This window comes from Bacillus sp. AFS029533, from assembly GCF_002585125.1.
GTDB lineage: Bacteria > Bacillota > Bacilli > Bacillales > Bacillaceae_G > Gottfriedia > Gottfriedia luciferensis_B.
Map to the genome: position 1 here is coordinate 461,660 of NZ_NUQC01000021.1, position 17,373 is coordinate 479,032.

Genomic DNA, 17,373 nt, shown 5'->3' on the forward strand with positions numbered 1-17,373 from the left:
AACCACTTTTGAACCTTCCTCCATATTTCAATGCTTTTGTTGAACAGTCCTAATGTACGTTTTTCTTTTTAAATCTTCCACCACGTACTTCTGCAATATCTGAAATTGCTAAAAAGGCACTTTCGTCAATGTCATCGACAATTGTTTTTAATTCTGCTTCTTCTAATCGAGTGATAACACAATAGATAACCTTTGTCGTTTCACCTGAGTATGCACCTGCTCCATTTATATAGGTAACACCACGGCCCATTTTAAAAAGAATTGCTTCTCCAATATCTTCACTTTTGTCACTAATGATCCATGCTGATTTTGATTGTTCTAATCCTTCTACTACGATGTCAATTGTTTTAAATGCGACTAAATATGCAATTATTGAGTACATTGCTCGATCCCAAGAAAAGATGAATCCAGCAGCTCCTAAAATAAATAAGTTGAAAACCATAATGATTTCACCAACGGAAAAAGGAATCTTGCTATTAATAATGATCGCTAGAATCTCAATCCCGTCTAGTGCTCCACCAAATCGAATGGCTAATCCTACTCCAACACCTACGACCATTCCTCCAAAAATTGTTGCTAGTAGAATATCTTCCGTAAAAGCAGAGATATGGTGAAACCTGCTTGTTAAATAAGAAAGAACAGTGATGCCAAGAATCGTCGAAATCGCGAATGTTTTCCCTATTTGCTTATAACCTAAATAAAAAAATGGTAGGTTTAATACAAAAAGAAATACGCCAAGTGGAAGCCCTGTAAGATGGGAAACCATAATCGAAATACCTGTTATTCCACCATCAATAACATCATTTGGAACTAAAAATATTTCAAGACCTGTCGCTACAAGTAAGGAACCAACTAACATTGCGATTGTTCTTTGTAAAATCTTCATTTTATGAGATTTCCCGTTTGTTGAATGTACTACTTCTGCCATCTCAAATACCGTCCTAACTGTTTTGTAAAATTTTTCTATATTTAATATTTGCTCTTATGCTCAATTTATACTAATTAAGTTCATTCACTGGACATTCACAATTTGTTCAAATATAATTAGCTAGACAACTATTTTAATTAGCTAGCTAACTAATTTTCCAAGGAGACTTTTTTATGCGCAAAAAGCAGCCTTTCTTTTTTTTATTAAATCAAACTACACGTCAGTTTTCGAAATCATTTAATGAGCATCTTGTTCCTACTGGATTGTATTTGGCACAATGGTCTGTTATTCACTATATCCATTTACATGGACCATGTACTCAACGAACAATTTGTTCGAATTTGAATATTGAGCCACCTACCCTTACACGAACACTACGTAGGATGGAAGTTTTAGACTTAATTGTTCGCAAAGAAGGAACAGATAAAAGAGAAAAAATGATTCATCTAACTGATAAAGCTATAAATCAATATGATAGTTGGAAAGAGCAAATCATCTCATTTGAGAATGATGTTATTAAAGATATACCCGATGAAGAGCTTGATATTGCACTTCAAGTTTTTCAAAAAATGATGAACAATATGAAAGCGTCGGAGGTTACTAAACAGGGGGAATAAGTTTGAAAAACGAGCGTTTATGGACAAAGGATTTTCTAAGTGTAAGCTTAAGTGGATTTTTTGTGTTTTTAGTATTTTATACGTTGATGGCGACATTACCGATTTTTGTGATTGATAATTTAGGCCAAGAAGATAGTAAAGTTGGTCTTGTAGTAACATCCTTTCTGATTGCCTCAGTTGCAATTCGTCCATTTGCAGGGATCTGGCTTGATACAATTGGTCGCAGAAAAATACTAATCATTTCATTAGTTTTCTTTACATTAACAACTTTTTTATATCCTTTTATCAATAATTTTGCATTATTACTTTTATTGCGTTTTGCACAAGGGATTGCATTTGGTCTAGGAACAACTGCAACAGGTACAATAGTCGCTGAAATAGTTCCTATATCACGTAGGGGCGAAGGTATGAGTTATTATAGCTCATCAATGATCCTTGCAATGGTATTTGGTCCTTATCTTGGTATTAATTTAATGAATCATTTTACCTTCCATATTTTGTTTTTTGTTTGTGGTTTCTTCGCAATTATTTCACTTATTTTCGGACTATTCATTGCGATTCCTAAACAAACATTAAAAGCAAAAACTCGAATTAAACCATCACAATTAATTGAGCGTTCAGCATTACCAATCTCAATTACTTCAGCAATTATCTCTTTTGGTTACAGTGGTATCATTTCATTTATCACATTATACGCAAAAAAATTAGGATTTGTAGATGTTGCTAGTTTCTTTTTTATTGTTTATGCAGTTTTCATTTTAGGATCAAGACCTTTCACTGGTAAACTATTTGATCGTAAAGGAGCTAACATAATTGTATATCCTGGGATCATCTTATTTACAATTGGTCTAGTTGTCTTGAGCTTCTCAACTGTACCAACAATCTTTTTATTTTCCGCTGCATTAATCGGTCTAGGCTATGGCTCAATCGTACCTAGTTTTCAAACATTAGCGATTAACACTGCTGCCCCTGCTAAAAAGGGAATGGCGACAGCAACATTTTTTATGTTTTTTGATGTCGGTATGGGAATTGGCTCTTACGTACTTGGAGTTGTATCTGCGAAAACATCATTCCATATTATGTATGTCATAACTGCAATTGCTGTATTGTCAACGACTGTCATTTACTATTTATTGCATGATCGTAAACAAAGAAAAGCAATAGATCTTGAAAATGCAGCCGCCTAAACTTAAAACCCACCAAAATTTTTTTGGTGGGTTTTGTTTTGTTCACTTACATCGTTATTCCTTTATCTATAACAATAATCTTAACTTTTACTTTTATATTCGATTTTTGATATGTATCAAGCCAATGATTCTCATTTTTTTTCCAATCAGCGTACTGAAATGAGTGAGCAAGTATACCAAAACCAACTGGATCAACTTTATCTTTTTGAAAAGATTGGATTAGATTATTTAATTCTTTTTGCAATTTTTTTTCTATCGCTTTTTTTAAGATAGCTTCCGATGAATTCGTTAATCCTATTGGAGATTCTGTAAACATAATCGGCAATGTCAAATTCACATTAAAGCTATAATGACCATTAGAATATTTTTTATCGATTTTTCGTTTTACATCTTTAATATAAAAACTAGTTTCTTCATCTGTAAAGACATCATCTACATCTTTTTTAAATTTTTTAAGATCCAATGCAATTACTAATTGTCCCTCTAAATGATCTTTTAAAATTTTTAACAGTTGTGTTTCATTCATTGATAAGGTTCGATTATACAAATTATTGTTAGTTAATAAAGTTGTCCCATTGACTACTAAATGCTCTCCTTGTATTGCTAGTTCAGGTGCAAAAGGTGTAATCCCCTTCTCAAAATACATTCGATGAAACTGTCGTATAGTCGTTCTAAAGGCAACATTTCGAAAATCAGCAGTTTGTATTAATTGAGGAATATAGATCGGTAACTCAGGTTTATCCTTTGGTTTTAAATCAAAAACATCGGCAAGTGGACCATCTACAAAAATAAGATCTGCATTTAATCGAAATTTGGGATCTCGAAAAAACATATCCATGATTGAAAACCAATTTTTATGTTCAAGTACTCTTGACCCTATTAAGATTGCTTGAATTTTACCTCCACCAGTAACACCACTAGCACGCGTATCAAAATAATTTCTAGATTCTTTAATCGATAGAGTTTGAACGTTAAAATGTTCAGTTTTCGCTTGTGTTTCTCCACTAAAGACTGGACTTGCCATAAATACTTCTACTTTATTTTCATCGTTCACATCGATTCCTAAAATCATCGATAATGTGACATCTTCTATATTTATTTTCCCTCTGCAACCCGAAACGCCGATTATTAAAAAAATACTAAGCAAACATACTTGAAAATATTTCAATTGATTTTCACCTTACTTAAATTATTTTTTATTAAACCGCCGATCAATAACAGGATAGGGATACCGATCGTGATGTATCTTCCAGAAATCATTAAAACGTGTAAATGATTAGTTGTATTTGTAAATGTCGGAACTTGAATAAATGTAAGGATGATAATGAGGATAAAAAGAATAATAATGACAATAGGTAATAATCTAAATTTAAATAACTCTGATAACCCATTCATACCAGCCCAAATAAACGTAACCCATGATTTCGATATTATCATTAAAAATAATGAGAATAAAATGAAATCTAACCTCTCAACATATTGAAATTCGATTACACTTAAAATATCGATTACTGGCTCAAATGTCATTTTAATTTCATAAGGACTATAAATAACAAAACAAATAATTGTTACAAAAACGTAGGTAAAAGTTGTTAAAGCATTTCCAATAATAACGCATTTTACAGCCTTTTCTTTCGACTTTAAATATGGATAATAAACTAGGATTAATTCGATGCCTAGAAATGAAGTCGTCGTTAATGGAATCGTCTTTAAAATCGGCATCCAGCCATCCTTAATAATTGGTAAAATAAAATTTATATCAGCATCTTTAAGTGTGAATAACAGCATGAATAAGGTAAAACAAGCAATTGGAAAAATTGCTTCTATATATTTTGCAATTAAATGAACTCCCCCACTTATTAGCTGATAAGTTGGAAAAAGAAATAGCACTAATAAAATATAAGTTCTAGTTTCTTGAAGTATGTAGGATTGAATATATAAAATCGCTCTAACTAATGCAAGATATCCTCCATATAGAAAATAAATTGCTTGTAACAAAACTACGATTGATCCAATAATTTTTCCTAGATAAAAAGTAAAAAAACCTATGTAGTTTAAATTAGGAGCCTTCTCTCTAAATTTAACAAATACAATACTAATTAAAGTAGAAAGTATTCCCCCAAAAAGAATTGCAATCCAACTGCTAGTACCTCCTTTTAGAGCTAGTTCTCTAGGAAGTGACAACATTCCAATCCCTACTTGAATACCAAAAATCATTAAAATAAATTGAAATTGTGTAATTTTTGACTTCGTAATTATCATGAAAGAATCCCTTCTAACATTCATTCTTCATTACGTTTATTTTGTTTTTTCCAAAGATAGTTTAAAGGTACTCTTATGATTGTATCTTTAAATGCATCACGATTGATTGGAGAAAATGGCAATGTATAAGGTTTGTTATAGCTAGTTAAGCTCAAACCATGGATCATGAGAATCATTGTACTTACAATCAAACCGATTAAACCAAATAATGAAGCCATAATCATAATTGGAAATCGAATGACTCGTAAACTAGATGCCATTTCATAGTTTGGAATAATAAATGATGAAATAGCCGTTAAAGCTACGACGATTACCATAATATTACTAACGATTCCTGCTTGTACCGCTGCTTGCCCGATTACAATCCCACCTACAATGCCAACTGTTGTACTAATAGGTGCTGGTAGTCTAATCGCTGCTTCTCTTAACATTTCTAAGGTGATCTCCATAACAATGGCTTCAAATAAAGGATCAAATGGAACCTTTGCCCTAGATTCCCCGATTGATAATAGTAATTTTAAAGGAACGATCTCATAATTAAATGAAATAATTGCAATATAGATTCCCGGCAAAAAGATTGTTAAAAAGAATGCAATTACTCTAAGTATACGATTAAATGAAGCCACCATCGCTCTTGCTGAATAATCATCAATCGTTTTAAAAAATATTGCAAAATTAATCGGTAAAATAATAACCTCAGAAGATCGGTCTACGATTAAAACTACTTTTCCTTCAAGTAATGTCGTAGCTGCAACATCCGGTCTTTCTGTTGTAAAATATTGAGGAAAAGGAGAAAATGGGTTTCTTTCTATTAATTGCGCTAAGTGGTTTGCATTTATTATAGAATCAAGTTTTATCTTTGAAATATCTTGTTCTACACCAGATAGTAAATCTTCATCTACTAATCCATCGATATACGCAATTGCTACCGTACTTTTATTTTCATTCCCAATTTCAACTTCCTTAACTTGAAAATCTCGACTTTTAATAAATCTTCGAAGTAAAGTAATATTACCTTGAACAGTTTCAATAAAGGATATTTTTGTGCCCCTTAAGGAATTATCAATACTTGGAGGCGTATAAGCTCTTTGTGGCAATTTTCCACAAGAATATACAAATGCGACTGGATCGCCTTCTACTAGAAGAATACTGTTACCATTCAATATTGCTGTTTCAATATCTAAAATTTGATTAGTCCGAATCGTATTATTCGTTATGAATAATTCTATATCTTCAGTATACGAACTTACTGTATTAATAAATTGACCTATTTTTTGTTCATCAACTAAACTAGACAAATAACAAATTATAGCCTGTTTATCTTTAACAACTATATCTTTTTTTACTAAGTCAGAGGTCGGGAACACTCGCTGAATAATATTAAAGTTTTCTATTAAATTTCCTTCAGTATGAAGAACGGAAGAGCGTAAATTATATTTTCTTAAACGCTTCTTTTGTTGATTAGAATAATCCACTTAATCTTCCATCCTTTCATAAATTTCCAGATTACTTTCAGCTAATCAGTTTTATCAAAAATCACCTATTTTATACTTGAAAGGCTAGTTAGGAGATAGTTGGATTTAACGGAGAACTTTCGATACAATGAACTATAAATAGTTTTGATGGAGGACCAAATATGGCAATCTTGGCTAATGCAAAATTTAAAGAATATAAAACGTTAATCTCTTCTTTATCTCCTTCACTTGAAACTAGTACATTAAAAAGTGAAAAATTTTTAGTAGATAAAGATGAAAAGAAAAATTTAGAAATTTATTATGCACCTTTTGAGTACATTAATGAGCGAGCTAAAGTCATCATAGTTGGGATTACTCCCGGCTTACATCAAATGAAACAATCTTATTCTACTGTCATTAGCCTTAAAGACGAAGTGATGGATGACGAAGAAATTTTACATGAAGTTAAAAAGAATTCTAGCTTCGAAGGACCGATGCGAAAAAATTTAATTGCTATGTTAGATGAATTGGAATTACATCATTATCTTGGATTAAATTCAACTAGCGAACTTTTTAGTACGGCTAGTCATTTAGTACAAACGACCTCTGTCATTAAATACCCAGTTTTTTATAAAGGGAAAAACTATAATGGTTCAACCCCGAATATTTTAAGAACCGATCTACTTAAAAAGTATATTGTTAATACATTTGCTGCGGAAATCATAAGACTAGAAAGTCCCCTCATTATCCCGTTAGGAGTTAATGTTTCAAAAGTTCTAACCTATCTAACAACGAATGATTATTTAAACTCGGACGCCATTTTATACGGATTCCCCCATACATCTGGCGGGAATGGACATCGACATAAACAATTTGCGGAAAATAAAGAAGATATGAAAAGAAAAATTAAATTATACTTTGAGAATTAGTAAAGGAGAATCAAAATGATTTTACATATTATTGGAAACAAAGACTGGCAAAATGCAAATAATTCAGGTGAATATGCACCTGATAGTTTAAACAACGAAGGCTTTATCCATTGTTCAACCCTCAAGCAAACTGTTGAAATCGCAAACTTATTCTTTAAAGGTGCAACTGATTTAAAAATACTTTGTATTAATGAGGAAAAAACAAAATCAAAAATCGTATATGAAGATACTGAAAACTTTGGCCAATTATTTCCTCATATTTATGGACCATTGAATTTAGATGCTATTTTTAAAGTTGTTGATCTTCACGCTGACGAAAATGGGCAATTTATTTTACCTGATGAATTAGAAGAATAAGAGAATAAACAAAAACTCAGTTTCACCTAGTGAACTGAGTTTTTTAGCTTTACTCATCATCTCTCAACAAATCACTTAAAAACTTTTCCCTGTTTTGTAAAAAATATTTAGTAATTTGATAGTGATCTGTATTCTCATAATCAATTCTAGAAATTTCTCCATGATCAAAGCTTAAAATATCTGCATTTGGATAACCAAGAAGAATTGGAGAATGCGTTGCAATAATGAACTGTGAATTTTCATTTTCAACTAAATCATGAATTATTTTTAAAAATGATAACTGCCTAGCTGGAGACAACGCTGCCTCAGGCTCATCTAACAAATAGATTGCCGTTTCATTAAAGCGATTTAAAAACAGGGACAAAAATGATTCCCCATGTGATTGATTATGGAGAGACTGTCCTCCGTAGCTGTCATATTTTTCATTATTTGGATCCTCTAATTCATCTAAGTAAGTAGCAAAATTGTAAAATGACTCCGCTCTTAGGAAAAATCCATTCGAAATTTTCGGCAACCAAGAAAGTCTAATGTAATTTCCAAGTTGTGACTCAGATGCAAAAACTTCATAATTATTATTACGGCCTCCGCCTGCTGTATTAAAATCACATTTATCAGCAATTGCTTCCAATAAAGTAGACTTTCCAGAACCATTTTCACCTACAAAAAAGGTAACATTACTTTTTATGTTCAATTCATCAAATGATTTAATTGAAGGAATTGAAAACGGATATTGGCTAAAAAAATTAATATCATCGCGCAAAAGTGTAATTTTTTTTAAAAACATTTTCATCACCTATGAAGATTATACAGTAATTACGATCCTTATCTAAAAATTTATTGTGGGGAAGTACAACATATTATTGTCTTGAACAGTAATTGAGCTTTCTTAGCTACGTTTTTTATTATAGTTGGGATAATTCATCCAACATTAACGGAATTTATGAATTTTTTATTTGATTTTGTAAGAATTAGAGCATCTTTACATTGAAAGTGTCTACAATCGTTCAACTTTCAGGTCTAAATACCCTAACCAGTATAGGTAATTATTAAGTTTATTTGCGATTCTCTTAAATTTAATTGCAGTTTTGCTATTTTTATTTGCGATTCTCTAAATTTAATTGCAGTTTTGCTATTTTTATTTGCGATTTTCAGATTTTATTTGCAGTACGCTGTTTATTTGCACAGAATGGCTCCTTATTTGCGGTACTCTAAGACTTATTTGCAGCTCAAGCTGTTTTGTCATCACTCTTTTTTATTTGAGATTCTTTAATATTATTTTTTTCCAATAAAATAAAAAAGGAGGGTTCTCCTAAGTAGTCAGACAATTAGGATTCCCTCGTTTTTTATGAAGGTCAGGTCAAAACACGGAACTAAGAGCATCCTTATAAATCACAATCGCTCTTACTACGTGAAAAATAGCTACTAGAATAATAGTTACTTCATAAGCAGATACTTTAACTAAATCGAATTTTTTGCGGAGTACAAATTTCCGAAAAAGTGCTGGGAATCCTTCATTCAGTTTTAAACAAATAATATAGAATACTAGAATGACAAAGTATAGGAAGAACCCCATGTCAGCATACTTCCAGTTGACTAAATGAGCAAATAAACTACATAACCAAATTATTAATACATTAACAAGACAAGCTAGAATCCAATTGGAGAAAGAGGATGTCGTATAGATCGTTTTCATCAAGATCACTTCTCCTTTAAATCATCTGTAGTCAATTTTTACGCGTGTAGTCGTTCTTTTATGCGTGTATTAATGACTTTAAATTATGTTTTTTATATAAAGTTTTGATGAAGTTATTCCACATAATTGTGCTGACTTTTAATTCATTTCTCATGTTAAAATGAGATTATACTTACAAGAAAAGGGATGAACTACTATTAATCTACAAGAAAAAGTAAAAAATCTGCCGTTATCCCCTGGCGTTTATTTAATGAAAGATTCAAAAGGTCAAATCCTTTATGTCGGAAAAGCAAAAAGCTTAAAAAAACGCGTTCAATCTTATTTTCAAAATTCAAAGGGACATTCACCAAAAGTGAAAAAACTGGTAACCCATTTAAAGGATTTTGACTATTTATTGACTGATACAGAATTCGATGCTTTCATGCTAGAATGTCATTTAATAAAAGAAATTAAACCAATGTATAATCGTATGATGAAAAGTCCACAATCTTTTATTTACTTAGTCATCAACTTAAATAAAAAAGTTCCTTCTTTTGAGATTAGCTACGAGCCTATTGAAAGTGAAAATGTATTAATATTTGGTCCTTTTACAAGTAGAAGTACTATTGAAAGAGCAGTTACCGGCATTAAGGAATGCTTTAAAATTAATTGTGGCCATCTGGCAGTTAAGAATAGCGCATGTTTAAATTATTCATTAGGGACATGTAATGGAGTTTGTCTAGGTGGATCAGCGCTTGAAGAGTACAATATGATAATTGATAAAGTTATTCGATTTCTTAATCGTACCGACATGAGTCTGCTTGAAGAAATGGAAAAGCTTATGTTATCAGCATCTGAACAATTTGATTTTGAGGCTGCAGCAAAATACAGGGATTGGATTGAAATGGTTAAGTCTTTAATAAATAAAGAAAAACTAATCGAATTTACTGAAAAAAATCATAATATTATTACAATTGAACAATTAGAAAACAACAAATTTAAGTATTTTCTGATCCATAGGACACAAATATTGCATTGTGAATTGGTAGAAATTGAAGACGATTCATTTGATCAGTTAATTAAGCAAATATATTCAAATTCACTTGATTACTTCAAATATAATAATAACCAATCTTCTATAGATGTAAGCCGCGATGAAATCGACGAAGCTCAAATTATTTACAGCTATTTAAATAGTATGAATTGTAAGCATCTAATTGTTCCAAAAAGATGGCTTAGTCATACAAGTACTAAATTTACAAAAGAGCTTCAAAAATTAGTTAATTTCTCTTAATAAAATAGGCCCGAGGATATTTTCCTCGAGCCATTTTTTATCCTTTTACCTTCTCAAACTGATTCCAGTTAATCGACTTCTCTAATAAAATTGAAAGAATTACCCCCATAATCAGTCCATTTGTTAAAAATGGTTGAACAATCATAGGTAAATTTCCAAAAGTACCAGGAGCAATATTCATTAAGCTTACCCCAACTAAAACCGGGGCTGCCAGTCTAAAAATTGTATCTGATGTAAATACTTTTCCATTTGTACTACTAAATGCTGTTCCAAACAATTGAAGATATGCAACAAATAATACTGCATTTCCAACTGTTACAGGCATAGTTGCTAAAAATGAAATTAATGGCGGAAGTACGCCAATTATTGCTAGCAGTGCTCCCCCATAGATAAATGGTTTTCTTTCATATATTTGAGTACTTTGCAAAAATCCAAGCGATGATGTAAATGGAGTGTATGGAACAATTCCAAATAATGCAGCAATAATTGTGAAGCTGCCTGTGAAAAATAGTGAAAAACGATATTGTTTTGTACTCGCTTTTTCTTTTAATAAATCAGACGCAGCTTTAATTGATGCAAATGTATTACTTAAATTCATAATTCCTGCAAAAAATGAAATCGCAATGATACCTATTTCTAAATTTGGTGCTCCTAAAGGGAATAAAGAAAAATGCGCACTTGCTGCCCCTACTTCTTTTGCATCTGATCCAAATAAAATCGAGTAGAATAACCACCCTACGATAATGCCAATTAATATTGAAAAATTGCTAATAATACGAGAACCTTTTAATTTTAAAATACTAACAAATAATACGATGCATAAAGAAAGTATACTAACCGCTATACTGATTTCACCTTTACTTGTAATTCCAAGCATTCCTTTAAAAAATACAAATATGAGCTGAAATGAAAGTAAAAATAAATAAACTGTCATAACCATTGGGGTAAAGATTTTTTGAAGAAATGAAATCAAATTGAATGCAGATAAAAGTAAAGTAACAATACCTGCTGCAATAAATCCTGTTGCCATTCCTCCTCCTATTTCTGTATAACTTAACCCAAAAGCAGAAGCTGATAATCCTAAATTCAGCATAACGCCCCATAATAAACCAGAATGCCCCTCCATGACCGGATATTTATGACCAAGCCATCCTTGTAAAACGGATGCAATACCAGTAAAGATGAGTGAACTTCTGATTGTACTTTCAATAACATCTGAAGGCAAATGAAATGCAGCTCCTATTGATATGGGAACTACAATCGTATTCGCAAAAATAAAAAATAGCCATTGAACCGATGAAAAAAGAGTAGTAGAAACTCTCACGTTTTTCATAGTTTCCTCCTCCTCTTGCTTAAAAATTCTTTGTGTCTTTTATATAGACTGGGTCTTTAGTCGCCTTTCTCCATTTTAATGAAGTTGAAAGAAAAACACCAATAATAATGAGTGCTCCACCTAAAAGTTGAGATGAAGTAATATTATTTTTTAAAATAATCAATCCAACTAGCATTGCAACAAAAGGTTCTAAGTTAAGAAAAATAGCCGCTTTTGATGCTCCGACAATTTGAATTTGATGATTCCAAATTAAAGTACAAATTCCATGCATAACAATCGCTGTTACAATTAATAGGATCCAAGGCATCGCTTCCTTACTCAAAGCCACGGTCGTTTCTGAAAAAAGCGCAATCGGTAATAAACCTCCAAAACCAATAAAATTCGAGTAAAGCGTAATTGTGGTGGATTCATAGTTTACCGTAAGCTTCTTAATCATAATAATCGAGATTGAAAACGTGAGCATAGTTTGAAAAATCCAAATCAAGCCAATTGTAATTTGAAGCTTTTGTCCGTTTGTAATGACAAAAAACACACCTATAAAAGCTATAATTGAACCTAATACAAAACCTTTTGTTAGTCTTTCCTTTAAAAATATTGAAGCTAAAAAAGATGTAGTAAGAGGAGCAAGCGCAAGTATTAATGCAGAAGTTGTAGGATGGGTTGTTTCTAAAGCGGAATAAAATGACCATTGATTAATACAAGTACCAATTAACCCAAGTAAAATAATCATAAACCAATCTTTTGTCTTAATCTTTTTCCACTTTTTCTTCATTAATGCATAGAAAGCCATAAAGAGTAATATAAAGCACAATCTTAACGCTGACAATAACACTGGTGGAAATTCTTTTACTAGTATTGAACCAAAAATAAAATTACTTCCCCAACAGATTACACAGAAAAGTAATAATAGATAAGAACGAACCATTTTACAGCCTGCTTTCTCAATTATTTTAAAGAAAACTCTTCGCCTAACCTTCCTTTAGGGAAAATAGAGTCATAATTGTACGTATACTTAATTCCTAAAATTGGCTACGCCATTCTAAATTTATCCTTTCTTAATGTGAAAAAATGAAAAAGGAAATCTAGAAAATTCTAGAGATCCTTTTTCTTCTATTATTTAGGCTTTTTACAAAGCTTTGTTCCTATTTTTCCGAACTGGATAGGTAGTTTAAAGTCTATGTTTGGATGTTTATTTTCCTTGGGGAGGCTTTTTTTGGCATCCTTTTTTATTCTTAGCTAAGTGGGTTTAGCGGAAGCCCACTTAGCATTTTCCTATCGAATTCTTTCTAATTGCTCTATTTATTTACGAATCAGTCTTTCTTCACTTAAGGAACCACTAACGATCTTCCCATTATAAATTACTGCTTTTCGATTTGAGCGTCTAGCAACTGCCTCTGCCGAACAGCTTGCTTCAACTAAAACTAGATTTGCAGAATCACCTATTTTTGGCCATACTTGATTTCCTTCTATATCTAAAGGAGTTTTTCCACCTGTAATATATTTTAATGTTTGCGCTAGTGATACTTCATCAATCCATCTAAAGCGTTCAGCTAGTCTTCCCGCTCTTTCAAGGATATCTCCTGTTCCGAGTGGAGACCAAACATCAAAAATATTATCATTCCCCACAGCTACCTCGACTCCGCGTTCATTTAGTAAATCAACTGGAGGCATTTGTCTATTAATAGGTACACTTGTAACAATCGAAATTCCTGCGTCTCTAAAGCTGTTTGCTAGTTCAAATGCTTCTTCTCTTGGAACATCACCTATTCCAAATGCATGGCTGATAGCTACTCTGCCTTCCCAGCCTGCTTGCTTAGTAAATTCTACTATACGCTTCATCGTAAATGTTCCTAAATGACCTGGATCATGTAAATGTATATCAATATCTGCATCAGCTTCAACTGCTAAATTATAAAGCTGATATAATGACTCTTCAATATTTTGGTCTACAACAGCAGGATCTACTGAGCCAACAATTCCTGCTCCATTTCTTAATGCTTCTCTCACATAATTGAATGCATTTGATCTTAATAAACCATGCTGAGCAAATGCTACAACTTCTGAGCTAAGTCGATTCGAATAATTAGTTAAGGCTTGTTCGACTTGCACTAAATTTCTTATTCCAACCTCTGGGTAAATATCTACATGCGTTCTTACATGTGTAGAGCCTGAAGCTAAAAGGATTTCAAGTAAAGCTTCTGCTCGCTCCTTCGTACTTGAAGCAATTGTTGGTAATACCATTTTTTCATTTTCAAATCGATCAATTACACTAGAAGTTGGCGTACAAGCCCTCCATACATCTCCCATTAAAGTTTTATCAAGATGTACATGCTTTTCAATAAAAGAAGGTAAAACTAGTAATCCGTCTGCATCTTGAACTGTAAATTCACTAGTAATATCCGTTTCTTCTTTTGTTATTCGAGTGATTTTTCCATTTTCTATAAAAAGATGAAATAATTCAGTAGCAGTACCGATCACTTTTCCATCTTCTTTTTCAAACCCAATTTCTAATCGAGCATTTTTTAACCAATAGCTAGATTTCATGAATTTCACCCCTTCTTGTAATCAATACTTTATTTCAAAACTGATTCATAACTTTAGTTCACCATAAACAATATTTCCATTAGCAATAACAGCAGCACGTTTTGCACGTCTTGCTACAGCCTCAGCAGAACATGATGCATCTACTAAAACCATGTTTGCGTCATCTCCTACATTTGGCCATAATTGGTTACCCTTTTCATCAAGAGTCCTTACCCTACCCGTAATAAATTGCAATGTTTGAGATAGTCCGTATTCATCTTTCCAATTATATCTCTCAGCTAATCTTCCTGCTTTTTCTAACATATCTCCTGTTCCATGTGGAGACCAAGAATCATAGAAACCATCACAACCTAAAGCAACTTGTACACCTTTTGAATGTAGTAAATCAACAGGAGGCATTACTCTATTAATCGGAACAGTCGACATAATTGATACGCCTAAGCTTGCTAGTTTGCTAGCCATTTCAACTGATTCATTCTGCGGTACGTCACCAAGCGCAAATGCATGACTTACTGCTACGCGATTATACCAACCAGCTTGTTCAATAAATGAAACTAGTTTTTGTATTGTATAAAAACCAAGATGGCCTGGGTCATGAATATGAATATCTATATCAGCATCAAACTGTACTGCTAGATCAACCATTTCAAATAATGAAAGTTCAATATTTTGATCAATACCACCAGGATCTAATCCTCCGACAATCGTTGCTCCCTCTCGCATTGCTGTTTTCATAAATGATTTGCTATTTGTGCGAAGTAATCCATGCTGAGGAAAGGCTACTATTTCATGGGTCATTTTATCTTTATACGTATAAAGTGCTTTTTGAATTTCTTCTAAATTTTTCAAGCCAATATACGGATCAATATTAACATGTGATCGTACATGGGTTGCGCCACCTTTTAATAATAGATGAAGCATTTGTTCAGCACGATGTTGACCTGTTTCAGCTAGTTCAACAAGTTCAGTTGCTTCTAAATTTAATCTCTCTACTAAATTTGCAGCAGGAATACAAGCCTTCCATGGAAGTCCAAGATAGGTCTTATCTAAATGATTATGCATTTCTTTAAAAGCAGGTAAAGCCAGTAAATTTTTTGCGTCCTGAACTGGTAGATCTGTTTGTAATGGAAAATTCGCCAATTGTAATTGTTCAATTTTGCCATCATTAATTCGTAAATTGTAAAGAGTAGTCTCAGTACGTTCAATTTTTCCATCTTCAAATACAAATCCGCTATCAAGTTTTACATTTTTAAGCCAATATGATTGATTCATCTCATCACTCTCTTTAATAAAACTTAAACTGTTGTTGATTCAAGATTTGAAATTGAACCACTTACAACATTACCTTTAAATATAACTGCAGCTCGTTTTGCTCGTCTCGCAACTGCTTCAGCTGAGCAAGTAGCCTCTACAAGTACGATATTTGCTTCATCTCCAATATTTGGCCATGCTCTTTCACCTTCATTATTTAAAGGGGTTACCCCGCCTGTAATAAATCCAAGACTATTAGCAAGTGTTTTTTCTTCAATATATCTAAATCTTTCAGCAAGTCGTCCAACTTTTTCAAGATTATCTCCAATTCCAAATGGCGTCCAATGATCTGTAATGCTGTCATTACCTAGTTCAACTTTTACGCCTTTTTCACTTAGTAAAGGAATTGGAATTGTTCTAAAAATTGGAACCGTAGAAGTAATTGAAATGCCTAAATCAGCAAATCTCTCAGCAATCGCAGTAGCATCTGGAACAGAAAGATCTGCTAAACCACTTGCATGACTTACTGTAACTCTTCCTTGCCAACCTGCTTTTTCAGTTAATGTTGCTAATCTTTGCATTGTAAATAATCCAAGATGATCTGGATCATGTAAATGAACATCGATATCAGAATTTGATTCAACTGCTATCTCCATAATCGTCTCAAGAGAACGTTCGATGTTTTCATCGATTGAAGCTGGATCAACACCACCTACTAGATTTGCTCCATATTTCATCGCTTCTCTTACTAGTTCGACAGAGTGACTTCTTAATAGTCCGTGTTGCGGAAATGCAACAATTTCATGTGTTAATTTATCTTTATATCCTTCTAAAGCTTGCAGCGTTGCTTCTAAGTTTTTTAACCCGATGACTGGATCAATATTACAATGTGTACGAATGTGAGTCGTACCGTAACTTAATAATAGATCTAGCATTTTTTCTGCTCTTTCTTTAGCAGTTGGTAATAATTTTGGTAATAAAATTTGCTCTTCTTCAATACGTGTTTTTACACCATTTGTTGCTGGCATACACGCTTTCCATGGTCCACCATAATAAGTTTTATCAATATGAATATGCATTTCTTTAAATGAAGGAACCATTAGAAGGCCTTGCACATCATATTGAGGCAATTGATCTGTAATTAAATCACTAACTAATTGAATAGATGCAATTTTTCCATTTTCAATTTTAACATTGTACTTTCCAGTTGCAGTTCCGTTGATAACTTCATTGTCATTATAAGTAAAACCATTTTCCAGACTCACATTTGTTAACCAATACGATTTTGACAATATACTCACCCTTCCATCCCACATTAAATTTTGATTCTATTTTAATTATAAGTCTGTTTGAAATATTTTGATTTTAGTATATTTACATATTTTTAAGGTATTTTTACTACTTGTCGATGTCATCAATAAAAAAGTAAACCTTTTGAGTGTTGGGGTAAAACAAGTTAATGTTAGTTGATTTCCATTTCAGGATGTTCGCTTTCCATGGGGCGAGATTCTTAGCCTCCTCGGCAAGCCTGCGGGGGCTCAGCCC

At 32.5% G+C, this 17,373-nt stretch carries 16 protein-coding genes; 5 read left to right on the top strand and 11 right to left on the bottom strand.

All coding sequences use genetic code 11. The annotated features are described in order from the left end of the window. Positions 1 to 49: 49 nt before the first annotated feature. Entirely contained in the window at positions 50 to 928 is an 879-nt protein-coding gene (locus tag COE53_RS13210) for a YitT family protein (protein WP_025568495.1), read from the bottom strand. A gap of 173 nt (positions 929 to 1,101) precedes the next feature. Here COE53_RS13210 and COE53_RS13215 point away from each other — a divergent pair, with 173 nt between their 5' ends. Next, positions 1,102 to 1,545, top strand: coding sequence for a MarR family winged helix-turn-helix transcriptional regulator (locus COE53_RS13215; RefSeq protein ID WP_025568496.1), 444 nt, complete (start codon positions 1,102 to 1,104; stop codon positions 1,543 to 1,545). Between the two features lie 2 nt (positions 1,546 to 1,547). Further along, positions 1,548 to 2,732 carry an MFS transporter gene (locus tag COE53_RS13220; protein WP_025568497.1) on the top strand — a complete coding sequence of 395 codons (1,185 nt, stop codon included), beginning with the start codon at positions 1,548 to 1,550 and terminating at the stop codon, positions 2,730 to 2,732. Positions 2,733 to 2,778: 46 nt separating this feature from the next. Here the strand turns inward: COE53_RS13220 and COE53_RS13225 are convergent, their stop codons facing one another. Genes COE53_RS13225 through COE53_RS13235 form a run of 3 tightly spaced genes read right to left on the bottom strand, consistent with a single transcriptional unit; the run spans position 2,779 to position 6,469 of the window. Next, positions 2,779 to 3,900, bottom strand: a complete 1,122-nt coding sequence (locus COE53_RS13225) for a Ger(x)C family spore germination protein (protein ID WP_025568498.1) — start codon at positions 3,898 to 3,900, stop codon at positions 2,779 to 2,781. Then, positions 3,897 to 4,994, bottom strand: a complete 1,098-nt coding sequence (locus COE53_RS13230) for a GerAB/ArcD/ProY family transporter (protein WP_025568499.1) — start codon at positions 4,992 to 4,994, stop codon at positions 3,897 to 3,899. Before COE53_RS13230 ends, COE53_RS13225 begins: the two co-directional genes overlap by 4 nt. Positions 4,995 to 5,014: 20 nt before the next feature. Next, complete coding sequence (locus tag COE53_RS13235; protein ID WP_084007005.1) at positions 5,015 to 6,469, bottom strand: spore germination protein; 1,455 nt, start codon at positions 6,467 to 6,469, stop codon at positions 5,015 to 5,017. Positions 6,470 to 6,630: 161 nt separating this feature from the next. Between COE53_RS13235 and COE53_RS13240 the strand changes: the two genes are divergently transcribed. Both COE53_RS13240 and COE53_RS13245 read left to right on the top strand, forming a co-directional pair. Continuing rightward, on the top strand, positions 6,631 to 7,377 hold the full coding sequence (locus tag COE53_RS13240; protein WP_084007006.1) for a hypothetical protein: 747 nt from the start codon (positions 6,631 to 6,633) through the stop codon (positions 7,375 to 7,377). Between the two features lie 15 nt (positions 7,378 to 7,392). Beyond that, positions 7,393 to 7,734, top strand: coding sequence for a DUF952 domain-containing protein (locus COE53_RS13245; RefSeq protein ID WP_084007007.1), 342 nt, complete (start codon positions 7,393 to 7,395; stop codon positions 7,732 to 7,734). 49 nt (positions 7,735 to 7,783) lie between these two features. On the opposite strand, the gene COE53_RS13250 is transcribed toward COE53_RS13245, so the two are convergent. Both COE53_RS13250 and COE53_RS13255 read right to left on the bottom strand, forming a co-directional pair. Next, positions 7,784 to 8,518 (bottom strand): AAA family ATPase, encoded by a 735-nt coding sequence (locus tag COE53_RS13250; RefSeq protein ID WP_069035076.1) that lies wholly within the window; start codon positions 8,516 to 8,518, stop codon positions 7,784 to 7,786. 573 nt (positions 8,519 to 9,091) lie between these two features. Then, on the bottom strand, positions 9,092 to 9,430 hold the full coding sequence (locus tag COE53_RS13255) for a hypothetical protein (protein ID WP_139116378.1): 339 nt from the start codon (positions 9,428 to 9,430) through the stop codon (positions 9,092 to 9,094). Between the two features lie 220 nt (positions 9,431 to 9,650). Between COE53_RS13255 and COE53_RS13260 the strand changes: the two genes are divergently transcribed. Beyond that, positions 9,651 to 10,700, top strand: coding sequence for a GIY-YIG nuclease family protein (locus COE53_RS13260; RefSeq protein WP_353616543.1), 1,050 nt, complete (start codon positions 9,651 to 9,653; stop codon positions 10,698 to 10,700). 37 nt (positions 10,701 to 10,737) lie between these two features. Here COE53_RS13260 and COE53_RS13265 read toward each other — a convergent pair whose 3' ends face one another. From COE53_RS13265 to COE53_RS13285, 5 genes are all read right to left on the bottom strand, one after another. Then, on the bottom strand, positions 10,738 to 12,033 hold the full coding sequence (locus COE53_RS13265; RefSeq protein ID WP_025568503.1) for a uracil/xanthine transporter: 1,296 nt from the start codon (positions 12,031 to 12,033) through the stop codon (positions 10,738 to 10,740). A 19-nt stretch (positions 12,034 to 12,052) separates the two neighbouring features. Beyond that, positions 12,053 to 12,958, bottom strand: coding sequence for a DMT family transporter (locus COE53_RS13270; protein WP_098948225.1), 906 nt, complete (start codon positions 12,956 to 12,958; stop codon positions 12,053 to 12,055). Positions 12,959 to 13,332: 374 nt separating this feature from the next. Further along, positions 13,333 to 14,577, bottom strand: coding sequence for an amidohydrolase (locus COE53_RS13275; RefSeq protein WP_025568505.1), 1,245 nt, complete (start codon positions 14,575 to 14,577; stop codon positions 13,333 to 13,335). A gap of 45 nt (positions 14,578 to 14,622) precedes the next feature. Further along, complete coding sequence (locus COE53_RS13280; protein WP_098948226.1) at positions 14,623 to 15,849, bottom strand: amidohydrolase; 1,227 nt, start codon at positions 15,847 to 15,849, stop codon at positions 14,623 to 14,625. Between the two features lie 23 nt (positions 15,850 to 15,872). Further along, positions 15,873 to 17,144: an amidohydrolase family protein gene (locus tag COE53_RS13285; RefSeq protein WP_439097797.1), complete on the bottom strand. Its 1,272-nt coding sequence runs from the start codon at positions 17,142 to 17,144 to the stop codon at positions 15,873 to 15,875. Positions 17,145 to 17,373: the final 229 nt, after the last annotated feature.